Annotated in this window: 23 protein-coding genes; 4 read left to right on the top strand and 19 right to left on the bottom strand. The window is 54.5% G+C overall.

Annotated features, from left to right (window positions below; genetic code table 11):
* Window positions 1–863: 863 nt before the first annotated feature.
* Entirely contained in the window at window positions 864–2,696 is a 1,833-nt protein-coding gene (gene glmS, locus AC0KVQ_RS14715) for a glutamine--fructose-6-phosphate transaminase (isomerizing) (protein WP_473421934.1), read from the bottom strand.
* Between the two features lie 231 nt (window positions 2,697–2,927).
* Between glmS and AC0KVQ_RS14710 the strand changes: the two genes are divergently transcribed.
* The 3 genes from AC0KVQ_RS14710 (at window position 2,928) to AC0KVQ_RS14700 (ending at window position 5,373) form a co-directional block, all read left to right on the top strand.
* Window positions 2,928–3,230 carry a hypothetical protein gene (locus AC0KVQ_RS14710; RefSeq protein ID WP_473421933.1) on the top strand — a complete coding sequence of 101 codons (303 nt, stop codon included), beginning with the start codon at window positions 2,928–2,930 and terminating at the stop codon, window positions 3,228–3,230.
* An 83-nt stretch (window positions 3,231–3,313) separates the two neighbouring features.
* Entirely contained in the window at window positions 3,314–4,279 is a 966-nt protein-coding gene (locus AC0KVQ_RS14705; protein ID WP_473421932.1) for a Gfo/Idh/MocA family protein, read from the top strand.
* A 17-nt stretch (window positions 4,280–4,296) separates the two neighbouring features.
* Complete coding sequence (locus AC0KVQ_RS14700) at window positions 4,297–5,373, top strand: pectinesterase family protein (protein ID WP_473421931.1); 1,077 nt, start codon at window positions 4,297–4,299, stop codon at window positions 5,371–5,373.
* A 55-nt stretch (window positions 5,374–5,428) separates the two neighbouring features.
* Here AC0KVQ_RS14700 and glmU read toward each other — a convergent pair whose 3' ends face one another.
* The 17 genes from glmU to pyrE form a co-directional block, all read right to left on the bottom strand.
* Window positions 5,429–6,799, bottom strand: coding sequence for a bifunctional UDP-N-acetylglucosamine diphosphorylase/glucosamine-1-phosphate N-acetyltransferase GlmU (gene glmU, locus AC0KVQ_RS14695; RefSeq protein ID WP_473421930.1), 1,371 nt, complete (start codon window positions 6,797–6,799; stop codon window positions 5,429–5,431).
* A gap of 125 nt (window positions 6,800–6,924) precedes the next feature.
* Entirely contained in the window at window positions 6,925–7,353 is a 429-nt protein-coding gene (locus AC0KVQ_RS14690; RefSeq protein WP_473421929.1) for a F0F1 ATP synthase subunit epsilon, read from the bottom strand.
* Between the two features lie 79 nt (window positions 7,354–7,432).
* The gene (gene atpD, locus AC0KVQ_RS14685) at window positions 7,433–8,812 is read right to left on the bottom strand and encodes a F0F1 ATP synthase subunit beta (RefSeq protein WP_473421928.1); all 1,380 of its coding nucleotides are present in this window, start codon (window positions 8,810–8,812) and stop codon (window positions 7,433–7,435) included.
* 36 nt (window positions 8,813–8,848) lie between these two features.
* Window positions 8,849–9,718: a F0F1 ATP synthase subunit gamma gene (atpG, locus tag AC0KVQ_RS14680; protein WP_473421927.1), complete on the bottom strand. Its 870-nt coding sequence runs from the start codon at window positions 9,716–9,718 to the stop codon at window positions 8,849–8,851.
* Window positions 9,719–9,744: 26 nt separating this feature from the next.
* Window positions 9,745–11,286, bottom strand: a complete 1,542-nt coding sequence (gene atpA, locus AC0KVQ_RS14675) for a F0F1 ATP synthase subunit alpha (protein WP_473421926.1) — start codon at window positions 11,284–11,286, stop codon at window positions 9,745–9,747.
* 8 nt (window positions 11,287–11,294) lie between these two features.
* Entirely contained in the window at window positions 11,295–11,831 is a 537-nt protein-coding gene (locus AC0KVQ_RS14670; protein WP_473421925.1) for a F0F1 ATP synthase subunit delta, read from the bottom strand.
* 8 nt (window positions 11,832–11,839) lie between these two features.
* Window positions 11,840–12,310, bottom strand: a complete 471-nt coding sequence (locus AC0KVQ_RS14665; protein WP_473421924.1) for a F0F1 ATP synthase subunit B — start codon at window positions 12,308–12,310, stop codon at window positions 11,840–11,842.
* A gap of 55 nt (window positions 12,311–12,365) precedes the next feature.
* A complete protein-coding gene (gene atpE / locus AC0KVQ_RS14660; protein WP_473421923.1) occupies window positions 12,366–12,629 on the bottom strand; it encodes a F0F1 ATP synthase subunit C in 264 nt (87 codons plus the stop codon).
* 61 nt (window positions 12,630–12,690) lie between these two features.
* A complete protein-coding gene (gene atpB / locus AC0KVQ_RS14655; protein ID WP_473421921.1) occupies window positions 12,691–13,518 on the bottom strand; it encodes a F0F1 ATP synthase subunit A in 828 nt (275 codons plus the stop codon).
* 13 nt (window positions 13,519–13,531) lie between these two features.
* Window positions 13,532–13,828 carry a hypothetical protein gene (locus AC0KVQ_RS14650; RefSeq protein ID WP_473421920.1) on the bottom strand — a complete coding sequence of 99 codons (297 nt, stop codon included), beginning with the start codon at window positions 13,826–13,828 and terminating at the stop codon, window positions 13,532–13,534.
* Window positions 13,829–14,012: 184 nt separating this feature from the next.
* The gene (locus tag AC0KVQ_RS14645; protein ID WP_473421919.1) at window positions 14,013–14,849 is read right to left on the bottom strand and encodes a ParB/RepB/Spo0J family partition protein; all 837 of its coding nucleotides are present in this window, start codon (window positions 14,847–14,849) and stop codon (window positions 14,013–14,015) included.
* Complete coding sequence (locus tag AC0KVQ_RS14640; RefSeq protein ID WP_473421918.1) at window positions 14,846–15,631, bottom strand: ParA family protein; 786 nt, start codon at window positions 15,629–15,631, stop codon at window positions 14,846–14,848. The genes AC0KVQ_RS14645 and AC0KVQ_RS14640 overlap by 4 nt, the downstream gene beginning before the upstream one ends.
* A gap of 12 nt (window positions 15,632–15,643) precedes the next feature.
* Window positions 15,644–16,279: a 16S rRNA (guanine(527)-N(7))-methyltransferase RsmG gene (gene rsmG, locus AC0KVQ_RS14635; protein ID WP_473421917.1), complete on the bottom strand. Its 636-nt coding sequence runs from the start codon at window positions 16,277–16,279 to the stop codon at window positions 15,644–15,646.
* Window positions 16,276–18,177 (bottom strand): tRNA uridine-5-carboxymethylaminomethyl(34) synthesis enzyme MnmG, encoded by a 1,902-nt coding sequence (gene mnmG, locus AC0KVQ_RS14630; RefSeq protein WP_473421916.1) that lies wholly within the window; start codon window positions 18,175–18,177, stop codon window positions 16,276–16,278. The genes rsmG and mnmG overlap by 4 nt, the downstream gene beginning before the upstream one ends.
* A 63-nt stretch (window positions 18,178–18,240) precedes the next feature.
* Window positions 18,241–19,008, bottom strand: a complete 768-nt coding sequence (ppgK, locus tag AC0KVQ_RS14625; protein ID WP_473421915.1) for a polyphosphate--glucose phosphotransferase — start codon at window positions 19,006–19,008, stop codon at window positions 18,241–18,243.
* A gap of 17 nt (window positions 19,009–19,025) precedes the next feature.
* Window positions 19,026–19,628 (bottom strand): DUF4124 domain-containing protein, encoded by a 603-nt coding sequence (locus AC0KVQ_RS14620; RefSeq protein ID WP_473421914.1) that lies wholly within the window; start codon window positions 19,626–19,628, stop codon window positions 19,026–19,028.
* A 4-nt stretch (window positions 19,629–19,632) separates the two neighbouring features.
* Window positions 19,633–20,274, bottom strand: a complete 642-nt coding sequence (gene pyrE / locus AC0KVQ_RS14615; RefSeq protein ID WP_473421913.1) for an orotate phosphoribosyltransferase — start codon at window positions 20,272–20,274, stop codon at window positions 19,633–19,635.
* A 65-nt stretch (window positions 20,275–20,339) separates the two neighbouring features.
* On the opposite strand from pyrE, the gene AC0KVQ_RS14610 reads away from it, so the two are divergent.
* Window positions 20,340–21,113 carry an exodeoxyribonuclease III gene (locus tag AC0KVQ_RS14610; RefSeq protein WP_473421912.1) on the top strand — a complete coding sequence of 258 codons (774 nt, stop codon included), beginning with the start codon at window positions 20,340–20,342 and terminating at the stop codon, window positions 21,111–21,113.
* Here AC0KVQ_RS14610 and AC0KVQ_RS14605 read toward each other — a convergent pair.
* Window positions 21,101–22,351 (bottom strand): AmpG family muropeptide MFS transporter, encoded by a 1,251-nt coding sequence (locus AC0KVQ_RS14605; RefSeq protein WP_473421911.1) that lies wholly within the window; start codon window positions 22,349–22,351, stop codon window positions 21,101–21,103. The two genes, AC0KVQ_RS14610 and AC0KVQ_RS14605, sit on opposite strands and share 13 nt — an antisense overlap.
* Window positions 22,352–22,528 lie beyond the last annotated feature (177 nt).

The raw sequence follows: 22,528 nt of genomic DNA, 5'->3' as shown, positions 1-22,528 counted from the left end.
GTCTGATTTGACGAAAAATCAGGCTGATTTTGAAGAGGAAGCAGTTTTTTGAAATTCAGGGGTGAAAAACCGAAGGTGGGGTTTGGTTTTTCACCATCCTGTTAAACTCGTGAGCTATACAATCCACCAACGCAACAGTCCGGAATGGGTAGGACAGCGGAACCATCCCCAAAAAAAGACAATTCACTCATAAAACTCCCAGAACCCATTAATAACAACACCCGCTCAAGGCCATTAATGCTTTGATTTACTATCTTCGCACTACCCTTCTTCAGCAGGCAAATCTTGCCAAAATTCTACCCATCAAGCCTTATTTTACTACCACTCTTCCACAACTTCTCACAGCCCAAATGCAATTGATTCTTCCACGCATCTTCATAATCAAATGAAACCCACATTGCGTGGAAACTGATTATTACTATTATTATCAATATCAGCCAGCATGCCACATGCCACATATATTATAGTTCGCAAATCATAGTGCATTCCTATATCTTAATTTGTAGCGGCAACTATATATAAATTCTCCCGATACCAACTTGTGGATTGCTGCGAAAATCAATCAATCTTTGCCGTAGTTGCAACCCATTGCAGCAGCGGTATCGAGCCCAACCTGATCACACACCAAAGTTGCTGAGAAATGACTATCTGCGGAAATTTCTGGTCGTGTCCGCTGCCGGGCGATGCTCCTCACCACTTCCTTTGACTGTTATGGCCGATCTGATGTGAGTGTTTTGACCCCAATCCAACTCTGTAAGCAAATTTCACGACAAAAAAGCCACTTCATGGGAAGTGGCTTTTTTGTTCGGTTGAATTTCACGGTTTTATTAGGTCAGAACACCCATCAGGCAGCAGTCGGAAAATCACTCCACTGTGACGCTCTTGGCCAGATTACGCGGCTTGTCGACATCGGTGCCACGCATCAGGGCGGCGTGGTAGGCCAGCAGCTGTACTGGAATGGCATGTACCACCGGGGAAAGCACGCCGACATGGCGCGGTGTACGAATCACGTGCACTACGTCCGATTCGCTGAAATGGCTATCCAGATCAGCGAACACGAACATTTCCCCGCCGCGCGCACGGACTTCCTGGATGTTGGATTTCACCTTTTCCAGCAATGCATCATTTGGCGCGATCACCACCACTGGCATTTTTTCGTCGACCAGCGCCAGCGGGCCATGCTTGAGTTCACCAGCCGGGTACGCTTCGGCATGGATATAGGAAATTTCCTTGAGCTTGAGCGCGCCTTCCAGGGCGATCGGATAATGCACACCACGGCCCAGGAACAGGGCGTGATCCTTGCCGGCAAATTTCTCGGCCCAGACACGAATTTGCGGTTCCAGATTCAAGGCATGCTGCACGCTGCCCGGCAAATGGCGCAAGGCATCCAGATAGGCATTCTCGGTTTCGACAGTCAACGTTCCACGCAATTTGGCCAACGTGCCGGTCAGTGCAAACAGGGCGATAAGCTGGGTAGTGAAGGCCTTGGTCGAGGCCACGCCGATTTCTGCACCAGCTCGGGTGTAGATCACCAGATCCGACGCACGCGGAATAGCGCTTTCCTTGACGTTACAGATCGACAGCGCCCATTTATGGCCAAGCGATTTGGCGTATTTCAGTGCTTCCATGGTATCGAGCGTTTCGCCCGACTGAGAAATGGTCACAATCAGCGTATTGGGGCGTGCCACGGCATCGCGGTAGCGGTATTCGCTGGCAATTTCGACGCTGGTCGGAATGCCGGCAATGGCTTCCAGCCAGTAACGCGCAGTCAGACCGGCATAGTAGCTGGTGCCGCAGGCGAGAATCTGTACGCCATCGATCTGGCTCAGGATTTCAGCGGCGTTGGCGCCAAACAGTTCCGGCACAAAGCCATCATCCAGTACTTGCTCGATCGTATCGGCCAGTGCCTTGGGCTGTTCGTGGATTTCCTTCTGCATAAAGTGGCTGTACGGCCCGAGTTCCAGCGAAGCCAGCGAGACATCCGAGATATGGATCTTGCGATCGGGAACCTGGCCCATACGATCCAGAATGGTCACGCCACCGCGGCGCAACTCGGCCACATCACCCTCTTCCAGGAAAATCACCTTGCGCGTGGACGACAGGATGGCGGACACATCGGAAGCAATGAAGTTTTCCCCATCGCCCAGGCCGACCAGCAAGGGACAGCCCATGCGGGCACAGGCCATCACGTCCGGTTGATCAAGCGCGATGACGGCAATGGCATAGGCGCCGGAGAGCTCCTTGACCGCAGACTGCACTGCGACAAACAGATTGCGTTCGCCCGTGGTGTAGTAGTGGTGAACCAGATGGGCGATGACTTCGGTATCGGTCTGCGATTCGAACACATAGCCGAGTTGCTTGAGGTGATCACGCTGTTCGTCATGGTTTTCGATGATGCCGTTGTGCACCACTGCCACCAGGCCGGATGAGACATGCGGGTGAGCGTTGTATTCAGTGACGCCGCCATGGGTTGCCCAGCGCGTATGACCGATACCCAACAGACCGGTCAGATTGATCTCGGTTGCCGCATTTTCCATTTCGGCCACACGGCCAACCCGGCGCACACGGGTAATTTCCGTGCCGGTATGCACCGCAATGCCGGCGGAATCGTAACCACGGTATTCCAGCCGCTTGAGCCCTTCGACCAGAACAGGCACCACATTACGCTGGGCAATCGCACCGATAATCCCGCACATCTTTTTCTATCTCCTGAATGTATCCGGCCACCCGCCGGAATCATCATATCTACCGTGAGCAGCAACCCTGATTTCACCGCCTGTTGCACAGGCTGAATGGGGTGCAACTATACGCCTGAGCCGGCTGCGCTGCCACGGCAAAAAGCTGGCTGATCGCCGTCCGACAGGCGGTGCCACTGATTGGCAAAGCCGGGTCTAGAGTGAATTAAAGACTTTCTGAGGATAACGATCATGTCAGATCAGTTACTCGCGCTCGGCGTCATCGGTGTGCGACTTTACGACTGCATACTGACCGCGCCCGCCATCTTCCCGGACGAGCTCGCCGATCGCGTGATCGACGAAATCAACCATTATCTTCCGCGCGCCACCCAACACGAAAAAGCATTGCTGTTCCATCTGGCCTGCGATATTCACGAAGCCTTTTCGCTGGCTTTCGGCCGCATCGATAGTCTGGAAAAACGCAAATCCCTGCTTATTCTGGTCAATGTCCTGCTCAGCCGCGCGCGGGTCATGGCCAAGCCTTGCGGGCGTTGACGTCACGCAGGCTGCTCCCATGGTCTGACCAGCGCAGGCTCGTGTAAGATCACCTTATCTCCATCTTTGCAGTGAGTTTACCTATGCATGCTCAGGTTCGCTGGGGCGTATTGGGTTGCGCCCGCATTGCCCGTCTTCAGGTCATTCCCGCCATGCTGCGCTGTGACAATGCCATCCTGCAGGCGGTTGCCTCGCGTGATGCGAACAAACTGGCGGAATTCAAGGCGCAATTTGGCAGCTTTAACGAGCATGCCAGTTATGAAGCGCTGATCCATGATCCCAGCGTTGATGCCATTTACCTGCCCTTGCCGAACTCCATGCACTGCGAATGGGCCATCCGCGCCATGCGTGCCGGCAAGCATGTGTTGTGCGAAAAACCGCTGGCAATGAATAGTGATGAAGCCGAACAGATGATTCTGGTAGCGCGCGAATGCGGTGTCCTGCTGATGGAAGCATTCATGTATCGCTATACCGCCCGCATCCGACAGATCGTGAACATTGTGGCCAGCGGCGTACTCGGCCAGATCCGCAACATCAACTCCACCTTCCGCTTCCTGCTCGACCGGGAAAACACCATCAAGGAAAATCCTAGCCTGGGCGGCGGGGCACTGTATGACGTGGGATGCTACCCCCTCAATCTGATCGGACTGATCACCGGCAAGTCTCCGGTTTCCTGTGTGGTCGAATGCGACAAGCACCACGGCGTGGATGTGAATCTTTCAGCAATCCTGCGTTATGGCGATGGGCTGATCGCATCGCTGCACTGCGGCTTCAATGCCTTTGGCCGCATGCACAGCGAAATCATTGGCACCCAGGGCGTGCTGGAGTCGACGGATACGTTCCTGGATACGGCGGGCGAACTCATCGTGCACAGTCAGGCTGGCCGTGAAGTGATTCCAGTGCCGGCATCGGATCGCTATGCTGAAGAAATTCGCGATTTCTCTGCGGCCATCCTGGAAAAGCGGCCACCGCTGCTTACGCTGGAAGAGTCCTTGCGCAACATGCGCATCATGGATCAGTTGCAAGCCCAGGCAGCCCGAGTCCTTTGAGGCCAGGAACACACGACATGACCTATGCCTATCCTGCCTGCCACGCGATCGTCTCCCGGGAAACCTCTGGCCTGCCACGAGGCACCCCGGTCTTTACCAGCATCAATGCGGCACTGGATGCCGCTCCCGCTGCCTCGGCAACGCCCTACATCATCCATATCCGCAACGGGCGTTATCACGAAAAATTGTTCATCGATAAACCGCATATCGTGCTGCTGGGGGAGAGTCGCGACCACACTATCCTCAGCTACGATGACTATTCCGGCATCAAGGACGCTGAAGGCAAAAGCCTGGGGACATGGCGCTGTGCCAGCGTGATTATCCGCGCAGCGGATTTCCATGCCGAATCACTGACGGTGGAAAACACCTTCGATTACCTCGGCAACGATGCCAAGCCGGATGACGACCCGACCCGCACCAACGAGCCGCAAGCCGTTGCCCTGATGACCGATGTCGGGGCGGATCGTACCAGCCTGCACAACGTTCGCCTGCTCGGCTACCAGGATACCCTGTTCACACTGGCCGGTCGTACCCATATCCGCCATAGCGAGATTGCCGGCAATATCGATTTTATTTTCGGTGCTGGCCAGACGGTAATCGACCAGTGCGATCTCGTCAGTCGCCCGCGCGGCCGCGATTTACCAATAGGCGAAATGACCGGTTTTGTGACCGCACCGAGTACACCACTGGTCGATCAATTCGGGTTGGTGGTCATGAACAGTCGCTTGCTGCGCGAGAGTGATCAGGTGGTCGATGCATCCTGCCCGCTCGGTCGCCCCTGGCACCCGACCACTTCGTTTCCGGATGGGCGCTACGCCAACCCGAATGCAATAGGGGCGGCCGTATTCCTGAACTGCTGGATGGATAGTCACATCACCGCGGCAGGATGGGACAAAATGCACGGCACGGCGCGCACGCCAGGCAAGAAAGACTGGTTTTATCCGGATCACCCGGCACATGCCCGCTTTGCCGAATATGGCAGCAGCGGACCTGGCGCACGATCACATCCGCAGCGCAGGCTGTTATCGGCAGACGAAGCTGCTGCTTACACCCCGCAACGAATCCTGCGCGGCTGGCGGCCGTCAACGCACTGATGAAAAAAACGCCTTGCATGTAAACACAAGGCGTTTTTCTTGGCGAGATAAAAACCTATTTGGATTTCTTCTGCGGCCGCACCCAGCCAGCAAGCGTAACTTGCTTCGCACGCGACAGCGTCAGCTCTCCAGCAGGGGCCGGCTTGGTAATCACCGAGCCGGCGCCGGTTGTGGCCCCTGCGCCCACTGTCACAGGTGCGACCAGGCAAGTGTTCGAGCCGATAAATGCATCGTCCTCAATCACCGTCAGCGATTTGTTCACGCCATCGTAATTACAGGTGATGGTGCCGGCACCGACATTTACGCCCTTGCCGATACGGGCATCGCCAATATAGGTCAGGTGATTGACCTTGGAACCAACGCCGACTTCGGCCTTCTTGATTTCAACAAAATTGCCAACATGCACGTTCTCGGCCAAGGCGGCACCAGGACGTAGACGCGCATACGGCCCAATCAGGCTTGCTGCACCGACTTGTGCATCTTCAAGGTGGCAGAACGGATGCAGCACGACATTGTCAGCCAGCTTCACATTCTTCAGAACGCAGTTGGCACCAATCCTCACGTTGTTGCCCAGCTCGACGTGTCCCTCAAAAACACAATTCACATCGATCGAAACATCTTGGCCGTGGGCCAATGTTCCACGGATATCGATACGGGCTGGATCGGCCAGTGTCACCCCGGCCGTCATCAGGGCTGTTGCCTGGTTTTGCTGATAGATCCGTTCCAGTTGCGCCAGCTGCAGCTTGTTGTTAACGCCCTCGGCCTCCCAGTGATCTGCAGGCTGCACGGCGTTCACTGCCAGGCCATCGCGCACTGCCAGGGCAATGATATCGGTCAGATAGTATTCACCCTGGGCATTGTCATTGCGCAATTCATTGAGCCATGCCTCCAGGCGTGCCGTCGGCACCGCCATCATCCCTGTATTGATCTCACTGATGGCACGCTCGGCTTCGCTGGCATCCTTGTGCTCAACGATACGGATCACGCGATGGTCGGAATCGCGCACGATCCGACCATAACCTGCCGGCTCGGGCAGATAATCCGTGAGCAATCCGACAGCGGTACAGTGCTGTGTTGCTGCCAGCAAGTGCTCCAGTGTTTCCTTCCGGGTCAGGGGAACATCGCCATACAGGATCAGTGTCACGCCACCTTGCACATGCGGCATGGCCTGGCGCACCGCGTGGCCTGTTCCCAGCTGCTCTGCCTGATGCGCCCAGACCAGATCCACTTGATCAGCAAACGCGGCCTTTACCTGATCGCCCCCATGGCCGAATACAACCACCAATTTTTCCGGACTGAGTGCACGCGCGGTATCCAGCACATGCCCGAGCAGTGGCTTGCCCGCTATCGGGTGCAACACCTTGGGCAAGCTTGAGTGCATACGTTTACCCTGGCCTGCTGCCAGTACGATGATTTGAAGTGACATATTCAGTACATTCCGGAAAAAGATTAGCGGATTTTAAATCAGACGAATAACGCATGACATCGCAGCATCCAAAAAGAATAAAGGCAGCTCGCAAGCTGCCTTTATGTTCGACCTGCCACATCTAATCAGTGTGCGCGTTTCTTCAGTTTGTCTACCACACCCAGCTTTGCAATCGCTTCGGCCAATTCTGCTTGGGCACGTGCAAAATCCATCGCACTAGCGCGGTTGTGCAGCGCTTCTTCCGCATGGCGCTTGGCTTCCATCGCTTTGGCTTCGTCGATATCCGCGCCGCGGATTGCCGTGTCGGCCAGCACCGTCACGACATGCGGCTGGATTTCCAACAAGCCGCCAGACACAAACAGAATCACATCTTCTTCGTTGCTGTTTGCAATCCGGATACGGACTGCCCCGGGGCGAATACGGGTCAGCAGCGGTGCATGGCGCGGCAGGATACCGATTTCACCAACTTCGGCAGGTACACTCACAAACTCTGCAGTACCGGAGTAGATCAGCTCTTCCGCGCTGACCACATCCACATGCATTGTCATTGCCATATCTAAAACCTCGTGAGGAGTGAGGGAGCGGGGCGAGGGACTGGACAACTAACCAGCCCCTGCGACCTCACACCTGGCGTTATTGCAGCGTCTTGGCCTTCTCGATGGCTTCTTCAATACCGCCGACCATATAGAATGCCTGCTCCGGCAGATGGTCATAGTCACCATTGAGAATACCCTTGAAGCCCTTGAGGGTTTCCTTGAGCGGCACATACTTGCCAGGCGAACCGGTAAACACTTCCGCCACATGGAACGGCTGCGACAGGAAACGCTGGATCTTACGGGCACGTGCAACAGACAACTTGTCTTCCGGGGACAATTCATCCATACCCAGAATCGCGATAATGTCTTGCAGTTCCTTGTACTTCTGCAGGGTCTGCTGCACACCGCGAGCAACCTGATAGTGCTCTTCACCCACCACTTGCGGATCAAGCTGACGCGAAGTGGAATCCAGCGGATCAACTGCCGGGTAGATACCCAATGCGGCAATATCACGGCTCAACACAACTGTTGCATCCAAGTGGGCAAAGGTGGTGGCCGGCGACGGGTCAGTCAAGTCATCCGCAGGTACGTACACGGCCTGAATCGAAGTAATCGAACCGGTCTTGGTCGAGGTGATCCGTTCCTGCAGCACACCCATTTCTTCGGCCAGCGTCGGTTGGTAACCCACGGCCGACGGCATACGACCCAGCAGTGCCGATACTTCGGTACCTGCCAGAGTGTAGCGATAGATATTGTCCACGAAGAACAACACATCACGGCCTTCATCACGGAAAGATTCAGCCATGGTGAGCCCGGTCAGCGCTACGCGCAAACGGTTGCCCGGCGGCTCGTTCATCTGGCCATACACCATGGCCACTTTGTCGAGCACGTTGGATTCTTTCATTTCGTGATAGAAGTCGTTGCCCTCACGGGTACGCTCACCCACACCAGCAAACACGGACAGACCCGAGTGCGCCTTGGCGATGTTGTTGATGAGTTCCATCATGTTCACGGTCTTGCCCACACCGGCACCACCGAACAGACCCACCTTGCCGCCCTTGGCAAACGGACAGATCAAGTCAATCACCTTGATACCTGTTTCGAGCAAATCGATGGTCTGATTCAACTCATCGAACTTCGGTGCCGGCTGGTGAATCGAGCGGGTAGCTTCGGCCTCAACCGGACCTGCTTCATCAACAGGAGTACCCAATACGTCCATGATGCGGCCAAGTGTTGCTTTACCAACCGGCACCATGATCGGCGCGCCGGTATTGAGCACAGCCAGACCACGTTTCAGGCCATCGGTTGAACCCATGGCGATGGAGCGAACCACGCCATCACCCAATTGCTGTTGTACTTCCAGTGTGAGCTCGCCTTCGGCAAGCTTCAGAGCGTCATAAACCTTGGGCAGGGCAGCGCGCGGGAATTCCACGTCAACAACCGGGCCGATGATTTGTACGATTTTACCTTGGCTCATCGCAGTTCCTAATCCTGTTAATCCGTCCGCAATCCATTAAACCGCTGCGGCGCCCGAAACAATTTCCGACAATTCTTTGGTAATGGCTGCCTGGCGGGTCTTGTTGTACAAGAGCTGCAAGTTGCCGATCACCTTTTCCGCATTATCCGTGGCGGCTTTCATGGCCACCATGCGAGCTGCCTGTTCCGAAGCCATGTTTTCAGCTACAGCCTGGTAGATCAGCGCCTCAAGATAACGATTCATCAAGTCGTCGATGACTTCCTTGGCACCCGGCTCGTAGATGTATTCCCAGTTGTAACCATGCTCGGGCTGCCCAAAAGCATCACCGGACAACGGTAGCAACTGCTCGCATACCGGTTCCTGCTTCATGGTATTGACGAAGCTAGTGTACACAATATGTACTTCATCCACTTCACCCGCGATATAGGCATCAACCATCACCTTGATCGGGCCGATCAATTGCTCAAGGTGCGGGGTATCACCAAGACCCAGTGCCGAGGAAATGACCTTGGCACCGTTGCGGGTCATGAAGCCCAAACCCTTGTTGCCAATTGCACTGACCGCGATCTCGGTGCCAGCATCGCGCCACTCCTTCATGCGGGTGACTGCCAGACGCAGCGAGTTGGTGTTCAAGCCACCACACAAGCCTTTGTCGGAAGTAACCACAATCAGGCCCACACGCTTTACCGACTCACGCACCAACAGGTACGGGTGCGGGTATTCAACCAACGCCTTGCTCAGGTGGGCCGCTACATTACGAATCTTCTGGCCATAGGGACGCGCAGCTTTCATGCGGTCTTGGGCCTTGCGCATTTTCGACGTAGCGACCATTTCCATAGCGCGGGTGATCTTTTGCGTATTTCTTACGCTTTTGATCTTGGTCCGAATCTCTTTTCCGCCTGCCATGATTTGATCCTTGTCTTTATCTCAAATCAGAAGGCTGAACTGGCTTTGAATGTCTCGACCGCCTTGAGAATCGTGGCCTCGTCGTCAGCTGCGAGCTCCCCCTTCTCGTCAACGCGCGCCAGCACATCGGCATGCGAGGTCTTGAGGTGGGAGAGGAACGCCGATTCAAACGCCAGCGCGCGATCAACCTTGACATCGTCATAGCAGCCCTTATTGATGAGCAACAAGGTCACGGCCAGTTCCGAAACCTGCAGCGGCGAGTATTGCGGCTGTTTCATCAGCTCGGTCACCATGCGACCACGGTCAAGCTGCTTGCGGGTGGCTTCATCAAGATCCGAAGCAAACTGGGCGAATGCTGCCAGTTCGCGGTACTGGGCCAGCGCCAGACGCACGCCACCACCGAGCTTCTTGATAACCTTGGTCTGCGCAGCACCACCGACGCGAGACACCGAGATACCAGCGTTCATGGCAGGACGGATACCGGCGTTGAACAAGTCGGTTTCAAGGAAGATCTGACCATCAGTAATCGAAATCACGTTGGTCGGAACGAAGGCAGATACGTCACCGGCTTGCGTTTCGATGATCGGCAGTGCAGTCAACGAACCCGTCTTGCCCTTCACTTCACCATTGGTCAGACGCTCAACATATTCCGGGTTCACGCGTGCAGCACGCTCAAGCAGACGCGAGTGGAGATAAAACACATCGCCCGGGAATGCTTCGCGGCCCGGTGGGCGGCGCAGCAGCAGGGAAATCTGGCGGTAGGCTACGGCCTGCTTGGACAGATCATCATAGACAATCAGCGCATCCTCGCCGCGATCGCGGAAGAACTCGCCCATGGCACAACCGGAGTATGCTGAAATGAACTGCATTGCTGCCGAATCGGAAGCAGCGGCGGCTACAACGATGGTGTGACCCATCGCGCCATGCTCTTCCAGTTTGCGCACAACGTTGGCAATCGAAGAGGCTTTCTGGCCGATCGCTACGTAGATACAGGTACAGCCCTTACCTTTCTGGTTGATGATGGCGTCAATCGCCACCGCAGTCTTACCAGTCTGGCGGTCACCAATGATCAGCTCACGCTGGCCTCGACCTACCGGAACCATGGTGTCGATGGCCTTGATACCTGTTTGCAGCGGCTGCGAAACGGATTGGCGGGCAATAACACCTGGAGCGATTTTTTCGATCGGGCTGGTCTTGGCGGTATTGATCGGACCCTTACCGTCGATCGGGCGGCCCAAGGCATCCACGACACGACCGATGAGTTCACGGCCTACCGGCACCTCGAGAATGCGACCGGTACACTTCACCTCATCGCCTTCTACGATATGCTTGTAATCGCCCAACACCACAGCACCCACGGAATCACGTTCCAGATTGAGCGCCATCCCGAATGTATTACCCGGGAATTCCAGCATTTCACCTTGCATGACTTCGGACAGGCCGTGCACGCGGACGATACCATCGGTTACCGATACGACCGTACCTGTGGTGCGCGTTTCCACGCCCGAAGACAAATTCTGGATCCTTGCCTTAATCAGTTCACTGATTTCAGACGGATTGAGTTGCATGTTTTCTCCTAACTCTTCAGGCTAGCGGCCAATGCAGCAAGCTTGCCGCGGACAGACGCATCGACGACCAGATCGCCAACTGTTACTTTGACGCCACCAATCAATGCCGGATCAACGCTTACCTCAGCATTGACCTTGCGTTTGAACTGCAGCGTCAAGCTGGCAACCAGCTCCGCTACTTGCGCGTCTGTAAGTGCAAAAGCCGTTTCCACCCGTGCCACAACCTGTCCTTCACTGGCAGACTTCAATTCATGAAATAGCTGCGAGATAGTGGGCAAAGCGGCGAAACGGCGGTTCTGCAAGACCATAGCGATAAAATTCGCCACTTCCGGACGGGTGCCATCTCCGAGCAAACCCAGCAAGAGCGATTGCACTTGCTCGGCAGTGAAGCGGGGGTTGTTGGCCACTTCCAGTGCGTCAGGATTGGCGGCAATTGCAGCCAGCTTCGTCAACGCATCGGACCAGGGCTCTAGCGAGCCAGTCTCTTGCGCCAGGCGGAAAACAGCTTCGGCGTACGGACGTGCGATGGTAGTGAGCTCAGCCATATCCAGCCTTACAATTGCGCTTTGATTGATGACAACAATTCAGCATGCTTGGCTTGATCGACTTCGCGCAGGAGAATCTTTTCTGCACCGACGATAGCCAGCTCGGCCACCTGCTGGCGCAGGGCTTCCTTGGCGTGTTGAATTTGTTGTTCGATTTCAGCCTGGGCACCGGCCAACAAGCGATCGCTTTCGACCTTGGCTTGTCCTTTGGCTTCATCTACGATTTGTGCAGAGCGTTTTTCTGCTTGTGCGATAACTTCTGCCGCACGAGCCTTGGCTTCACGCAATTTCTCGGCAGCCATCTTCTCAGCATTTTCCAGATCCTGACGGGCACGATCTGCTGCAGTGAGGCCATCGGCGATACGTGCTGCGCGCTCATCCAGTGCCTTGACCAGTGGCGGCCAGACAAATTTCATGGTGAACCACACCAGGATGGCGAACGTTATCGCCTGCCCGATGAGTGATGCATTGATATCCATGAGTGCGTTCCCCGATTACTCGATTACTGACTAAAACTCAGAATTAGCCAGAAAATTACTTGATGACTGCGAGAAGCGGGTTAGCAAATGCAAACATCAGGCCAACAGCAACAGTAATAATGAAGATGGCGTCAACCAAGCCAGCAATAACGAAGAGCTTTGGCTGCAGCGCATTCATCATTTCCGGTTGGCGTGTAGCGGATTCAAGGAATCGAGAACCGACCAAAGCCACACCCAAAGCAGCACCGAGGCCAGCAAGACCTACCATGATGCCGATAGCAATGGCGGTAATCGATTGAATCTGTGCCAACTGTTCCATATGTTTTCTCCTGAATAAAAAGTAAGTACTACGTTGCTACAAGATTGGAAAAACCAACTGATTAGTGATCCTCAACCGCCAGACTGCAATAAACGATCGTCAACATCATGAAGATATAGGCCTGCAGTAGGACAATCAGGATGTGGAAAATTGCCCAGGGTGCACCACCCATCCAGGATGCCCACCACGGAATCAGGGCAATCAGCATGAATACCAATTCCCCGGCAAACATATTCCCCATCAACCGCATGGCCAGCGACAACATCTTGGAGAGGTACTCAACCATCTGCATGAAGAAGTTGATCGGGATCAGCACCAGAATCATTGCGGGGCTGTGGGCATGGAACGGCGCAGTAAACAGCTCCTTCACAAAACCGCCCAATCCTTTGGCACCAATACCAAGACCTACCGTGCACAACACCACAGAGATCGACATGGCCAAAGTCTGGTTGATGTCGGCAGTGGGCACCACACGCAGGTAGATATGATGCGGATCAGCATGGAAAAAAGTCATACCAACCCATTGTGCAATCTTTGGCAACAGGTCTACCGGCAAAAAGTCCATGGAATTCATCAACAGAATCCACATGAACACTGTGAGCGCCAACGGGCCGACCAATTTGCTTTTGCCGTGGAAGGTGCCCTTTACCTGGGTATCAACCATCTCCACGATCATTTCGACCATGTTTTGCAGCCGCCCTGGAACACCAGAGGTGGCGCGTCGCGCCACCATGCCGAAGACAAACAGGAAGACAAAACCCACAATGAGGGCAACCCAGAAGGTATCCAGGTGAAAAGCCCAAAAGCCTTCGCCTGTCTTCCAGAACTGCAAGTGGTGCTGAATATATTCAGTTGGATTGGCGGGTACGTATGCGTGCTCTGATGACATAGTCTTTTAACAATTAGTTTTTTATCAAAAGCCCGAACCAGTAGGTACTGTAGGCCGCAACAAATCCGGCAAACAACCACACCCAAGAGATGCTGTGCCGAAAAAAAACAAACAAAACCACTGCAACCAAAAACATGGCGGCTAGCTTGGCCGCCTCAGCCATAAAATGCAAGTGCAATATGGCCGAAGATTTAGCGAAATCAACCTTGCACAGAACCAGTGCGTACATTACGGTACCAAGCACTGCAATGGCGCCACCTACCAAGGATGACCATGCCAACCTTGCATCCAGTCCAATCCAGACGACCATTGCCACTACGACAGATATGGACAATTGCGCTAGTACGAACCGATTCAGAAAACGGTTTAGCCTGTATAAGGGATTTATGCTGGTCACTTCTGAGAACCTTGCGGATTATGCGGTGCAGCGTAGTACAGCGTCAAACATTTGGTCAGACCATTGTACGGGTGTGGTTAATTTCGTTGCAAATCAGTCACACCAACTTGGATAACAACCCATCCAGCTGATCCAGGCTTGCATACTCGATCGAAATCTTCCCCATGCCCTTGCGCCCTTGCATGATGCTCACACGCGCACCAATCCGACCGGAGACCTCCTCCTCCAACCGCCTGACATCCGGATCAATCTCTCGTGGTTTCTTGATCGATGCCGGCATCAGCATTCGCCGCACCAATGCCTCGGTCTCGCGAACTGAAAGCCCTTTCAGCGAAACCGTTTTCGCGGCATCAAGCTGCTGCAATGGGTCCAGGGAAAGCAATGCACGTGCATGCCCCATGTCCAATTGCCCGGCCATGAGCATTTCCTGTACAGGCTCCGTCAGGTTGAGCAAGCGCAGCAAATTGGTCACTGCTGTGCGTGACTTGCCGACGGCTGCCGCAGCCACTTCATGCGTCATCTCGAACTCATCCACCAGACGCTGGATACCAATGGCCTCCTCCAGCGGATTCAAATCCTCACGCTGAATATTTTCGATAAGTGCCATCGCCAGTGCAGAATCATCCGGGATTTCTCGGACCAATGCCTGGATTTCACTCAAGCCAGCCAACTCGGTAGCTCGCCAGCGACGCTCTCCCGCGATAATTTCGTAGCGATCGTTGCCCAGGGGACGAACCAGCACCGGCTGCATCAATCCCTGTTTTCGGATCGATGAGGCCAACTCTTCCAGCGCCTCGGGATCCATATGCGTTCGCGGCTGATATTTTCCTGGCTGCAACGCCGATATCGGCAAGGTTTGCAATGTTTCTGCTGCGGAGGTATCGCCCATAAGCGCATCCAGTCCGCGTCCAAGCCCCTTGAATTTCTTGTTCATGCCATTTCCATTTCTCGTGCACTGCTGCGCGCCAGCAACTCTTCTGCCAATTGCAGATAAGCCTGCGCCCCCTTGGAATTCTTGTCATAGGCAAGAATAGGTCGACCATAACTTGGCGCCTCGGCCAAGCGGATATTGCGCGGGATTACCGTATGATAAAGCTTTGATGTAAAGTGCTTGACCAGCTGATCCGACACCTGCTGTGACAAAGTACTACGCGGATCAAACATGGTACGCAGCAAGCCTTCGATTTCGATCCGCCTGTTCAATGACTGCTTGATTCGCTTGAGCGTATTGACCAGATCAGTCAACCCCTCCAATGCATAGTATTCACACTGCATGGGAATCATCACGGAATCAGCCGCCACCAGACCATTGAGCGTCAGCAAATTCAGGGCGGGTGGGCAATCTATCAAGGCATAATCATATTCACCGGCCAATTCCTCCAACGCCTGCTTAAGACGGAATTCACGCTGTTCAACATCAACTAACTCCACCTCTGCGCCGCCCAAATCACGGCACGCAGGCAGCAAATCGAAATTTCCCGTCTCAGAACGCTGTCTTGCCTGCCGGACATCCGACTTTCCGATCAGCAAGCTGTAAACCGAGTGTCTGAGGTGCGCCTTGTCGATACCGCTTCCCATGGTGGCATTAGCCTGAGGATCGAGATCCACCAGCAACACGCGCTTACCCAGATGAACAAGACTGGCCGCCAGATTCACCGCCGTTGTGGTTTTGCCGACACCACCCTTTTGATTGGCAACGGCCAATACCCGCATCATCCCCTCCTGCACTTAGCTTGGCACTACATGTACCAGATGGCGCTCGGCATCAATACCGGGCACCATCAATTTATCCACACCTTTTACCTGAGCACTATCGGGCAACTTGGCTATCTCTTCATGGGGATATACCCCCTTCAATGCCAGCCACTGCCCTCCCGGCGCCAATAAATGTGCCGTCAGACGAATAAAATCCGATAGATCAGCGAATGCCCGCGAAGTTATCACCTGAAACAGAAAATCCGGCGCATAGCGTTCAACGCGTTCCGTTACGATCTGAACATTTGGCAACTGCAGCTCCAACAGCACTTGGCGCAGAAAACTGGTTTTCTTGCTATTGCTGTCAAGCAGTACCAATTGCCACTCAGGCTTGGCAATGGCCAGCGGAATACCCGGCGTACCAAAACCCGACCCGACATCCAGCACACGTTCAGCAAAGTCCGGGAAATATGGCAATGGCGCAAGGGAATCAAGCAGATGGTGCGCGACCATGCGCTCGGGCTCACGAATAGCCGTCAGGCTATAGGTTTTATTCCACTTAAGCAGCAGTGCCACATAGGCCAGCAGCTTCTCCCGCTGTTGCGGGGACATGGCGATCCCCATCGCTGCCAACCCTTCTGTCAGCTGCACGGATAAATTCGTTGTCATTCAGCCACCTTACCTACGTGTTCGGCGAGCTGCCTTTTTTTGAGATGCACAAGCAGCAATGCAATCGCAGCCGGCGTGATGCCTGAAATTCGTGATGCCTGGCCAATCGTCTGTGGCTTGTGCAGGGACAGCTTCTGCTGCAACTCCCTGGACAAGCCCGAGACCTGGCTGTAATCGAAATCGGCCGGCAGCGCCAAATTTTCTGTCCCTTCGCGCCGTGCCACTTCATCTCTCTGGCGCTCGATATAACCTTCATATTTGAGCTGGATTTCCACCTGCTCTGCCACGTCTGTCGCCTCTACGCCGGGACCGGCCGCAGTCAGTGACATCAATGATGAATATGAAACATCAGGCCGGCGCAGCAAATCAGCCAGCGTGTATTCACGTTCGATCGCCTTGCCCAACACCCGTTCCGCCTCAGCGGCCTGCAATACCTTCGGATTGACCCATGTTGATTGCAAGCGCTGTTTTTCAGCATCGATCGCAGCACGCTTGCGGCAAAATACTTCCCATTGCGCATCGTCCACCAAGCCCAGGCTTCTCCCTGCCTCGGTCAGACGCAAATCGGCATTGTCCTCACGCAACTGCAACCGATACTCTGCTCGACTGGTGAACATACGGTACGGCTCGGTAACGCCTCGCGTGATCAAATCATCCACCATCACACCCAGGTAGGCCTCGTCACGGGCAGGACACCAAGCGTCCCTGCCCTGCGCTTGCAAGGCGGCATTCAGGCCCGCGAGCAATCCTTGTGCCGCCGCCTCCTCATAGCCGGTCGTGCCATTGATTTGCCCAGCAAAGAACAAACCATTGATCGATTTGGTTTCAAACGAGGACTTCAGATTGCGTGGATCGAAGTAATCGTACTCGATCGCATAGCCCGGACGCAGGATATGCGCATTTTCCAAACCCGGCATCGAACGCACCAGGGCCAGCTGGATATCAAAAGGCAGACTGGTTGAAATGCCATTTGGATAGAATTCGTGTGTCGTCAGTCCTTCGGGCTCGAGAAAGATCTGATGACTGTCGCGGTCCGCAAATCGGTTAATCTTGTCCTCGATCGACGGGCAATACCGTGGCCCCACACCTTCAATCTTGCCAGTGAACATCGGACTGCGATCAAATCCCGAGCGGATGATCTCGTGTGTACGGGCATTGGTATGGGTAACCCAGCATGGCAACTGTTTCGGATGCATGGCCCTGCTGCCACGCACGGAAAAAACAGGTTCGGGATCATCGCCCGGTTGAATTTCAAGCACGGAAAAATTAATCGTCCGACCATCGATGCGCGGCGGCGTACCTGTTTTCAGCCGACCTGCGGGCAGATGCATTTCCCGCAATCGGGCACCCAGAGTGAGTGCCGCCGGATCACCGGCGCGCCCGCCCACGTAATTTTCCAGGCCGATGTGAATTTTGCCGGAGAGGAACGTCCCGGCCGTGAGAACAACCGTCGAACTTTGAAAGCGAATCCCGGCCTGGGTTACCGCCCCAGTCACCCTGTCACCCTCGACCGTCAGATCATCCACCTGCTGCTGGAAAATATCCAGATTCTGCTGATTTTCCAGCATATTCCGGATGGCGGCCTTGTACAGGATCCGGTCGGCCTGCGCGCGCGTTGCACGTACGGCTGGACCTTTGGAGCTGTTAAGCGTCCGGAATTGAATGCCGCCCATGTCGGTTGCCAGCGCCATTGCGCCGCCCAGGGCATCCACCTCTCGAACCAGATGGCCTTTGCCAATGCCACCAATCGATGGATTGCAGGACATCTGTCCGAGGGTTTCAATATTATGAGTCAGCAACAAGGTTCTGCAGCCCATACGGGCAGCAGCCAAGGCGGCCTCAGTGCCGGCGTGGCCGCCACCGACCACAATCACATCATATCGGGTGGGGTAAAGCATGGGGAGGCTATGAATACCTGCGGGAAGAAAGCGCAGTATTTTAAGCCAGATCAGTGGGTTGCGTCAGCACAAACCGGCCCGGGCAACAGCTAGCGCCGCCCCAACGATCCCCGCGTCATTGCGCAGTGCGGCGGGTAATACACGTGCTCGCAACTTAATTTCTGGAAGGAATTTTTCATGTTTGCGGCTGATGCCGCCACCAATAATGATCAGATCAGGAGAAAACAGCAATTCGATGTGATTGAGATAGTCATTCAGGCGCAGGGCATATTCTTTCCACTTTAGCCCTTCAGTCTCCTTGATCCTGGCCGAGCAGTATTTTTCCGCCACTCCGCCCTTGAACTGCAGGTGTCCGAACTCTGTATTGGGAACCAAGCGGCCATCAACAATCAACGCACTGCCAATGCCGGTGCCAAGCGTGAGCACAATGACCGTACCCATCACACCCCTGGCCGCGCCAAAAGTGACTTCCGCCAAGCCCGCAGCATCTGCATCATTGAGCAATAACAAGGGCTGGCCAACAGCATCGGTCAAGATCTGTTGTGCCGGGGCGCCTACCCAGCTTTTGTCTACATTCGCGGCGGAAAGCGTTACACCATGATGAACGATGGCCGGGAAGGTACATCCAATCGGACCCTTCCAGTCAAAACGACTGACCAATTCACGAACCGTCTGTGCCACGGCCTGAGGCGTGGCGGGTTGCGGCGTTTCCAGCTTGATACGATCCGACAGCAAAACACCGTTGGTGATATCGACCGGCGCACCCTTGATGCCCGAGCCACCGATATCAATTCCCAAGATACTACCTGGATGATCATTCTCTGCTGTCATCACAAAGGATCCTTTTTTCAATGAGCGCCGCGCAGTTCCAGCAAACGATTTTTGTCATGCTCAGCACGGGATTTGATGGCATCAATTTCATCTGCCATTTTCTTTGATTCCAGATTCAGCCTGTCCGCATCCTTGTCTGCCGCCAGCATGTCCTGTGTCAGCGCTTCCGGGATTTTTTTCTTTTTCTGGCGTAGGGCATCAGCCTGCTGCTTCAATTTTGCCTGTTTTCCCTGCAGCTCTTGCGCTCTCACCAAAATAGTCTGTTGTCTGACTTGCACGGCATTGATCTGTCTATCACGTAGCGCGTCAATTTCTGCAGGGCTGCTGAAGGAATCCAGCAGTGCGCGGTCGCGCCGCTTTTGCTCGAGCAATGCTTTCTGTTCTTCCTGCTGGCGAGCAAGATCACCTGCTGACGCGCGCTTTTCCGGCGTCTTGCGCACCATGCCACGTTGATCCAGTTCGGTCAGCCCTTGTGCTTGGGAATCCGGCAATTTGTCACTGTAATGAACATTGCCTTGGGCGTCGGTCCAACGATACAAACGGGCTTCGACATTCGGAATCAGCAAGGTGGTCCATGCCGATAAAACAACAATGAGATGGAAGCCCGTCTTCATCAGCATGACCTCAGCGAATGCCGTATTGCGCGCGATATTGCTCAACCTTATGCAGGTTCTCAATCATGGCAGGACGATCAGCCAGGTAACCCAGCAAATCATCCAGCGACCCGATACTGACAACGGGAATACCATAATCTCGCTCTACTTCCTGCACCGCAGATAATTCACCCAGGCCACGCTCGCGCCTGTCCAGTGCAATCAATACGCCTGCCGGCTCAGCACCTGCCGCCCGAATCATCTCGACCGATTCCCGCACGGAAGTACCCGCCGAAATGACATCGTCAATGATCAGCACGCGCCCTTTCAGGGGGGCTCCAACCAGTACACCGCCCTCGCCGTGATCCTTGGCTTCCTTGCGGTTATAGCAAAAAGGAGTATCACGCCCCGCATCAGCCAGCGCTACCGACGTGGCCGATGCTAGGGTGATCCCCTTGTACGCCGGCCCGAACAACACATCGAATTGCAGGCCGGAAGCCATAGCAGCCTTGGCATAAAAGCGGGATAAAGCCCCCAAGGCTGAGCCGGTATAAAACAAACCGGCATTGAAGAAGTAGGGGGAAGCTCTGCCAGCCTTGGTGATAAACTCGCCAAAACGCAGTACGTTCTGATTGACGGCAAATTCGATAAATTCCCGACGGAAGTCAGACATTTGTTTACACCTGTTTACTATTTCAACGAATAAAAAGCATAGCACTTTCCACTGGAGCTCGCCCAATGCGTATTATTTCGGCCAACCTCAATGGCATCCGCTCGGCCACCAACAAAGGTTTCTTGAACTGGCTAGCCGCTCAGGACGCAGACATTGTCGCCTTGCAGGAGCTCAAGGCACAGCACGCTGACCTTAGCGAAGCCATGCGCAGCCCTGCGCAACTGAAGGGCTGGTTTCATTTTGCCGAAAAAAAGGGCTATAGCGGGGTTGGCCTCTATTGTCGATACGAACCTGACGAAGTCATCGCCGGCATCGGCATCAAGGACATTGACGCCGAGGGGCGCTACATCGAAGCACGATTTGCCAAACTATCGGTGATATCGGTCTACCTGCCTTCCGGCTCCAGCTCAGAAGAACGCCAGCAGGTCAAATTCAGCTTCATGGACAGATTCTGGTCTCACCTGGAAGGGCTTCGCTCATCCGGGCGAGATATTCTGTTGCTGGGTGACTGGAATATTGCTCACCGGGAAATTGACTTGAAAAACTGGAAAGGCAATCTCAAGAATTCCGGCTTCTTGCCGGAAGAACGTGCCTGGCTGGATAAAGTTTTTCTGGAGCTGGATTATGTTGATGTATGGCGCCAGCTTTACCCGGAAGCGCCTGGCTACACCTGGTGGTCAAATCGTGGTCAAGCTTATGCCAAAGATGTGGGCTGGCGCATCGATTATCACATTGCAACCAGTGGTCTCGCCCAGACTGCCCGCGGTGCCAGCATCTACAAAGAAGAAAAATTCTCCGACCATGCACCACTGCTGGTCGACTATGACTATACACTCTGAGCTTTGATGTCATCAGACCAAGGCGCCACCCGCCACAACAGCATCATGCCCGGCAAGGCCAGAAAAACACAAAGCCAGAAAAAATTCGCCCAGCCCAGCTGCTCAACCAGCCACCCCGTACTGGCATTGAAGAAGGTCCTGGGAACAGCGGCCAGGCTGGTAAACAATGCGAACTGGGTCGCCGTGTAACGTGGGTCGGTAGCGCGCGCAATGTATGCGGTAAACGCTGCTGTCCCCAATCCTGCACCCAGAGACTCCAGACTGATCACCAATGCCAAAGCGGGCTTGAGCGGTTCACCCAAGCCTGCCAGCCAGACAAACCCAACAATTGTCACGACTTGCACCACACCAAACACCCACAGTGCCCGATTAATTCCCAGCTTGATCATCCAGACACCACCTAGCATTGCCCCGATCACGCTAGGCCACAGGCCAGCATTTTTGGCAATCAGACCAATATCGGTTTTACTGAAACCGATATCCAGATAAAACGGCGTTGCCAGTGCCGTAGCCATGCTATCACCCAGCTTATACAGAAAGATGAATGCCAGAATGCACAAGGCACTTCGCCAGCCCTCACGTGTGATGAATTCATGAAACGGCTCAACCACGGCCTCGCGTAATGTCTTGGGCGCACGAGCCAGTTGCGGCTCGCTTGCCATCAAGGTGAGTGCAAGCCCAGGCAACATGAACAGTGCTGTAACCATGAAAACCTGCCCCCAAGGCAGGTGATCCGCGAGAATCAACGACAGCGCACCGGGCACCAAGCCGGCAATCCGATAAGCGTTGACATGCACGGCGTTACCCAATCCCAACTCGGCATCGGTCAATATTTCACGCCGGAAAGCATCCAGGACAATATCCTGACTAGCACTGAAAAAGGCCACCCCCAGCGCCAGGTAAGCAATACTCCAGAGATCATGTACGGGGGAGAACAGACCGAAGCCGGCAATTGCAACCAGCAGCAATAATTGACTCAGCCCCATCCAGCCACGGCGGCGGCCAAGCATCGGCAGCGCATAGCGGTCGAGCACCGGGGCCCAGATGAATTTCCAAGTATAAGGAAACTGGATCAAAGCAAAGAAGCCAATTGCTTTCAAATCCACCCCTTCCGATTTCAGCCAGGCGGGAATGAGATTAAGCAATAGATAAAGTGGCAGACCAGAACTAAACCCGGTAAATACACAGATCAGCATCCGCCGGGTGAACAGCAATTTTTTCCAGTCAGTAGAGGGCATTGCAGGCTCGAAATCTGTTGATGCCGAACATTACCGGAAAGCTTGTCCGCTGGCCATCTGCATCACCTTGAGCGCCAAAGCAAAACCCCCAGCTTTGTGGGCTGGGGGTTTTTAAGGGGAGTCTGGCGATGACCTACTTTCACACAGGCAATCTGCACTATCATCGGCGCTGAGGCG

Source organism: Formivibrio sp. oc-25, assembly GCF_055810895.1.
The sequence above is the reverse complement of the archived record's forward strand: the minus strand, read 5'-3'. Positions and strand labels throughout refer to the sequence as shown.

Excerpts from the sequence above, each read along its gene's own strand:
- glmS (WP_473421934.1), bottom strand. The coding sequence starts at position 2,696 with ATGTGCGGGATTATCGGTGCGATTGCCCAGCGTAATGTGGTGCCTGTT.
- AC0KVQ_RS14710 (WP_473421933.1), top strand. The coding sequence starts at position 2,928 with ATGTCAGATCAGTTACTCGCGCTCGGCGTCATCGGTGTGCGACTTTAC.
- AC0KVQ_RS14705 (WP_473421932.1), top strand. The coding sequence starts at position 3,314 with ATGCATGCTCAGGTTCGCTGGGGCGTATTGGGTTGCGCCCGCATTGCC.
- AC0KVQ_RS14700 (WP_473421931.1), top strand. The coding sequence starts at position 4,297 with ATGACCTATGCCTATCCTGCCTGCCACGCGATCGTCTCCCGGGAAACC.
- glmU (WP_473421930.1), bottom strand. The coding sequence starts at position 6,799 with ATGTCACTTCAAATCATCGTACTGGCAGCAGGCCAGGGTAAACGTATG.
- AC0KVQ_RS14690 (WP_473421929.1), bottom strand. The coding sequence starts at position 7,353 with ATGGCAATGACAATGCATGTGGATGTGGTCAGCGCGGAAGAGCTGATC.
- atpD (WP_473421928.1), bottom strand. The coding sequence starts at position 8,812 with ATGAGCCAAGGTAAAATCGTACAAATCATCGGCCCGGTTGTTGACGTG.
- atpG (WP_473421927.1), bottom strand. The coding sequence starts at position 9,718 with ATGGCAGGCGGAAAAGAGATTCGGACCAAGATCAAAAGCGTAAGAAAT.
- atpA (WP_473421926.1), bottom strand. The coding sequence starts at position 11,286 with ATGCAACTCAATCCGTCTGAAATCAGTGAACTGATTAAGGCAAGGATC.
- AC0KVQ_RS14670 (WP_473421925.1), bottom strand. The coding sequence starts at position 11,831 with ATGGCTGAGCTCACTACCATCGCACGTCCGTACGCCGAAGCTGTTTTC.
- AC0KVQ_RS14665 (WP_473421924.1), bottom strand. The coding sequence starts at position 12,310 with ATGGATATCAATGCATCACTCATCGGGCAGGCGATAACGTTCGCCATC.
- atpE (WP_473421923.1), bottom strand. The coding sequence starts at position 12,629 with ATGGAACAGTTGGCACAGATTCAATCGATTACCGCCATTGCTATCGGC.
- atpB (WP_473421921.1), bottom strand. The coding sequence starts at position 13,518 with ATGTCATCAGAGCACGCATACGTACCCGCCAATCCAACTGAATATATT.
- AC0KVQ_RS14650 (WP_473421920.1), bottom strand. The coding sequence starts at position 13,828 with ATGGTCGTCTGGATTGGACTGGATGCAAGGTTGGCATGGTCATCCTTG.
- AC0KVQ_RS14645 (WP_473421919.1), bottom strand. The coding sequence starts at position 14,849 with ATGAACAAGAAATTCAAGGGGCTTGGACGCGGACTGGATGCGCTTATG.
- AC0KVQ_RS14640 (WP_473421918.1), bottom strand. The coding sequence starts at position 15,631 with ATGATGCGGGTATTGGCCGTTGCCAATCAAAAGGGTGGTGTCGGCAAA.
- rsmG (WP_473421917.1), bottom strand. The coding sequence starts at position 16,279 with ATGACAACGAATTTATCCGTGCAGCTGACAGAAGGGTTGGCAGCGATG.
- mnmG (WP_473421916.1), bottom strand. The coding sequence starts at position 18,177 with ATGCTTTACCCCACCCGATATGATGTGATTGTGGTCGGTGGCGGCCAC.
- ppgK (WP_473421915.1), bottom strand. The coding sequence starts at position 19,008 with ATGACAGCAGAGAATGATCATCCAGGTAGTATCTTGGGAATTGATATC.
- AC0KVQ_RS14620 (WP_473421914.1), bottom strand. The coding sequence starts at position 19,628 with ATGCTGATGAAGACGGGCTTCCATCTCATTGTTGTTTTATCGGCATGG.
- pyrE (WP_473421913.1), bottom strand. The coding sequence starts at position 20,274 with ATGTCTGACTTCCGTCGGGAATTTATCGAATTTGCCGTCAATCAGAAC.
- AC0KVQ_RS14610 (WP_473421912.1), top strand. The coding sequence starts at position 20,340 with ATGCGTATTATTTCGGCCAACCTCAATGGCATCCGCTCGGCCACCAAC.
- AC0KVQ_RS14605 (WP_473421911.1), bottom strand. The coding sequence starts at position 22,351 with ATGCCCTCTACTGACTGGAAAAAATTGCTGTTCACCCGGCGGATGCTG.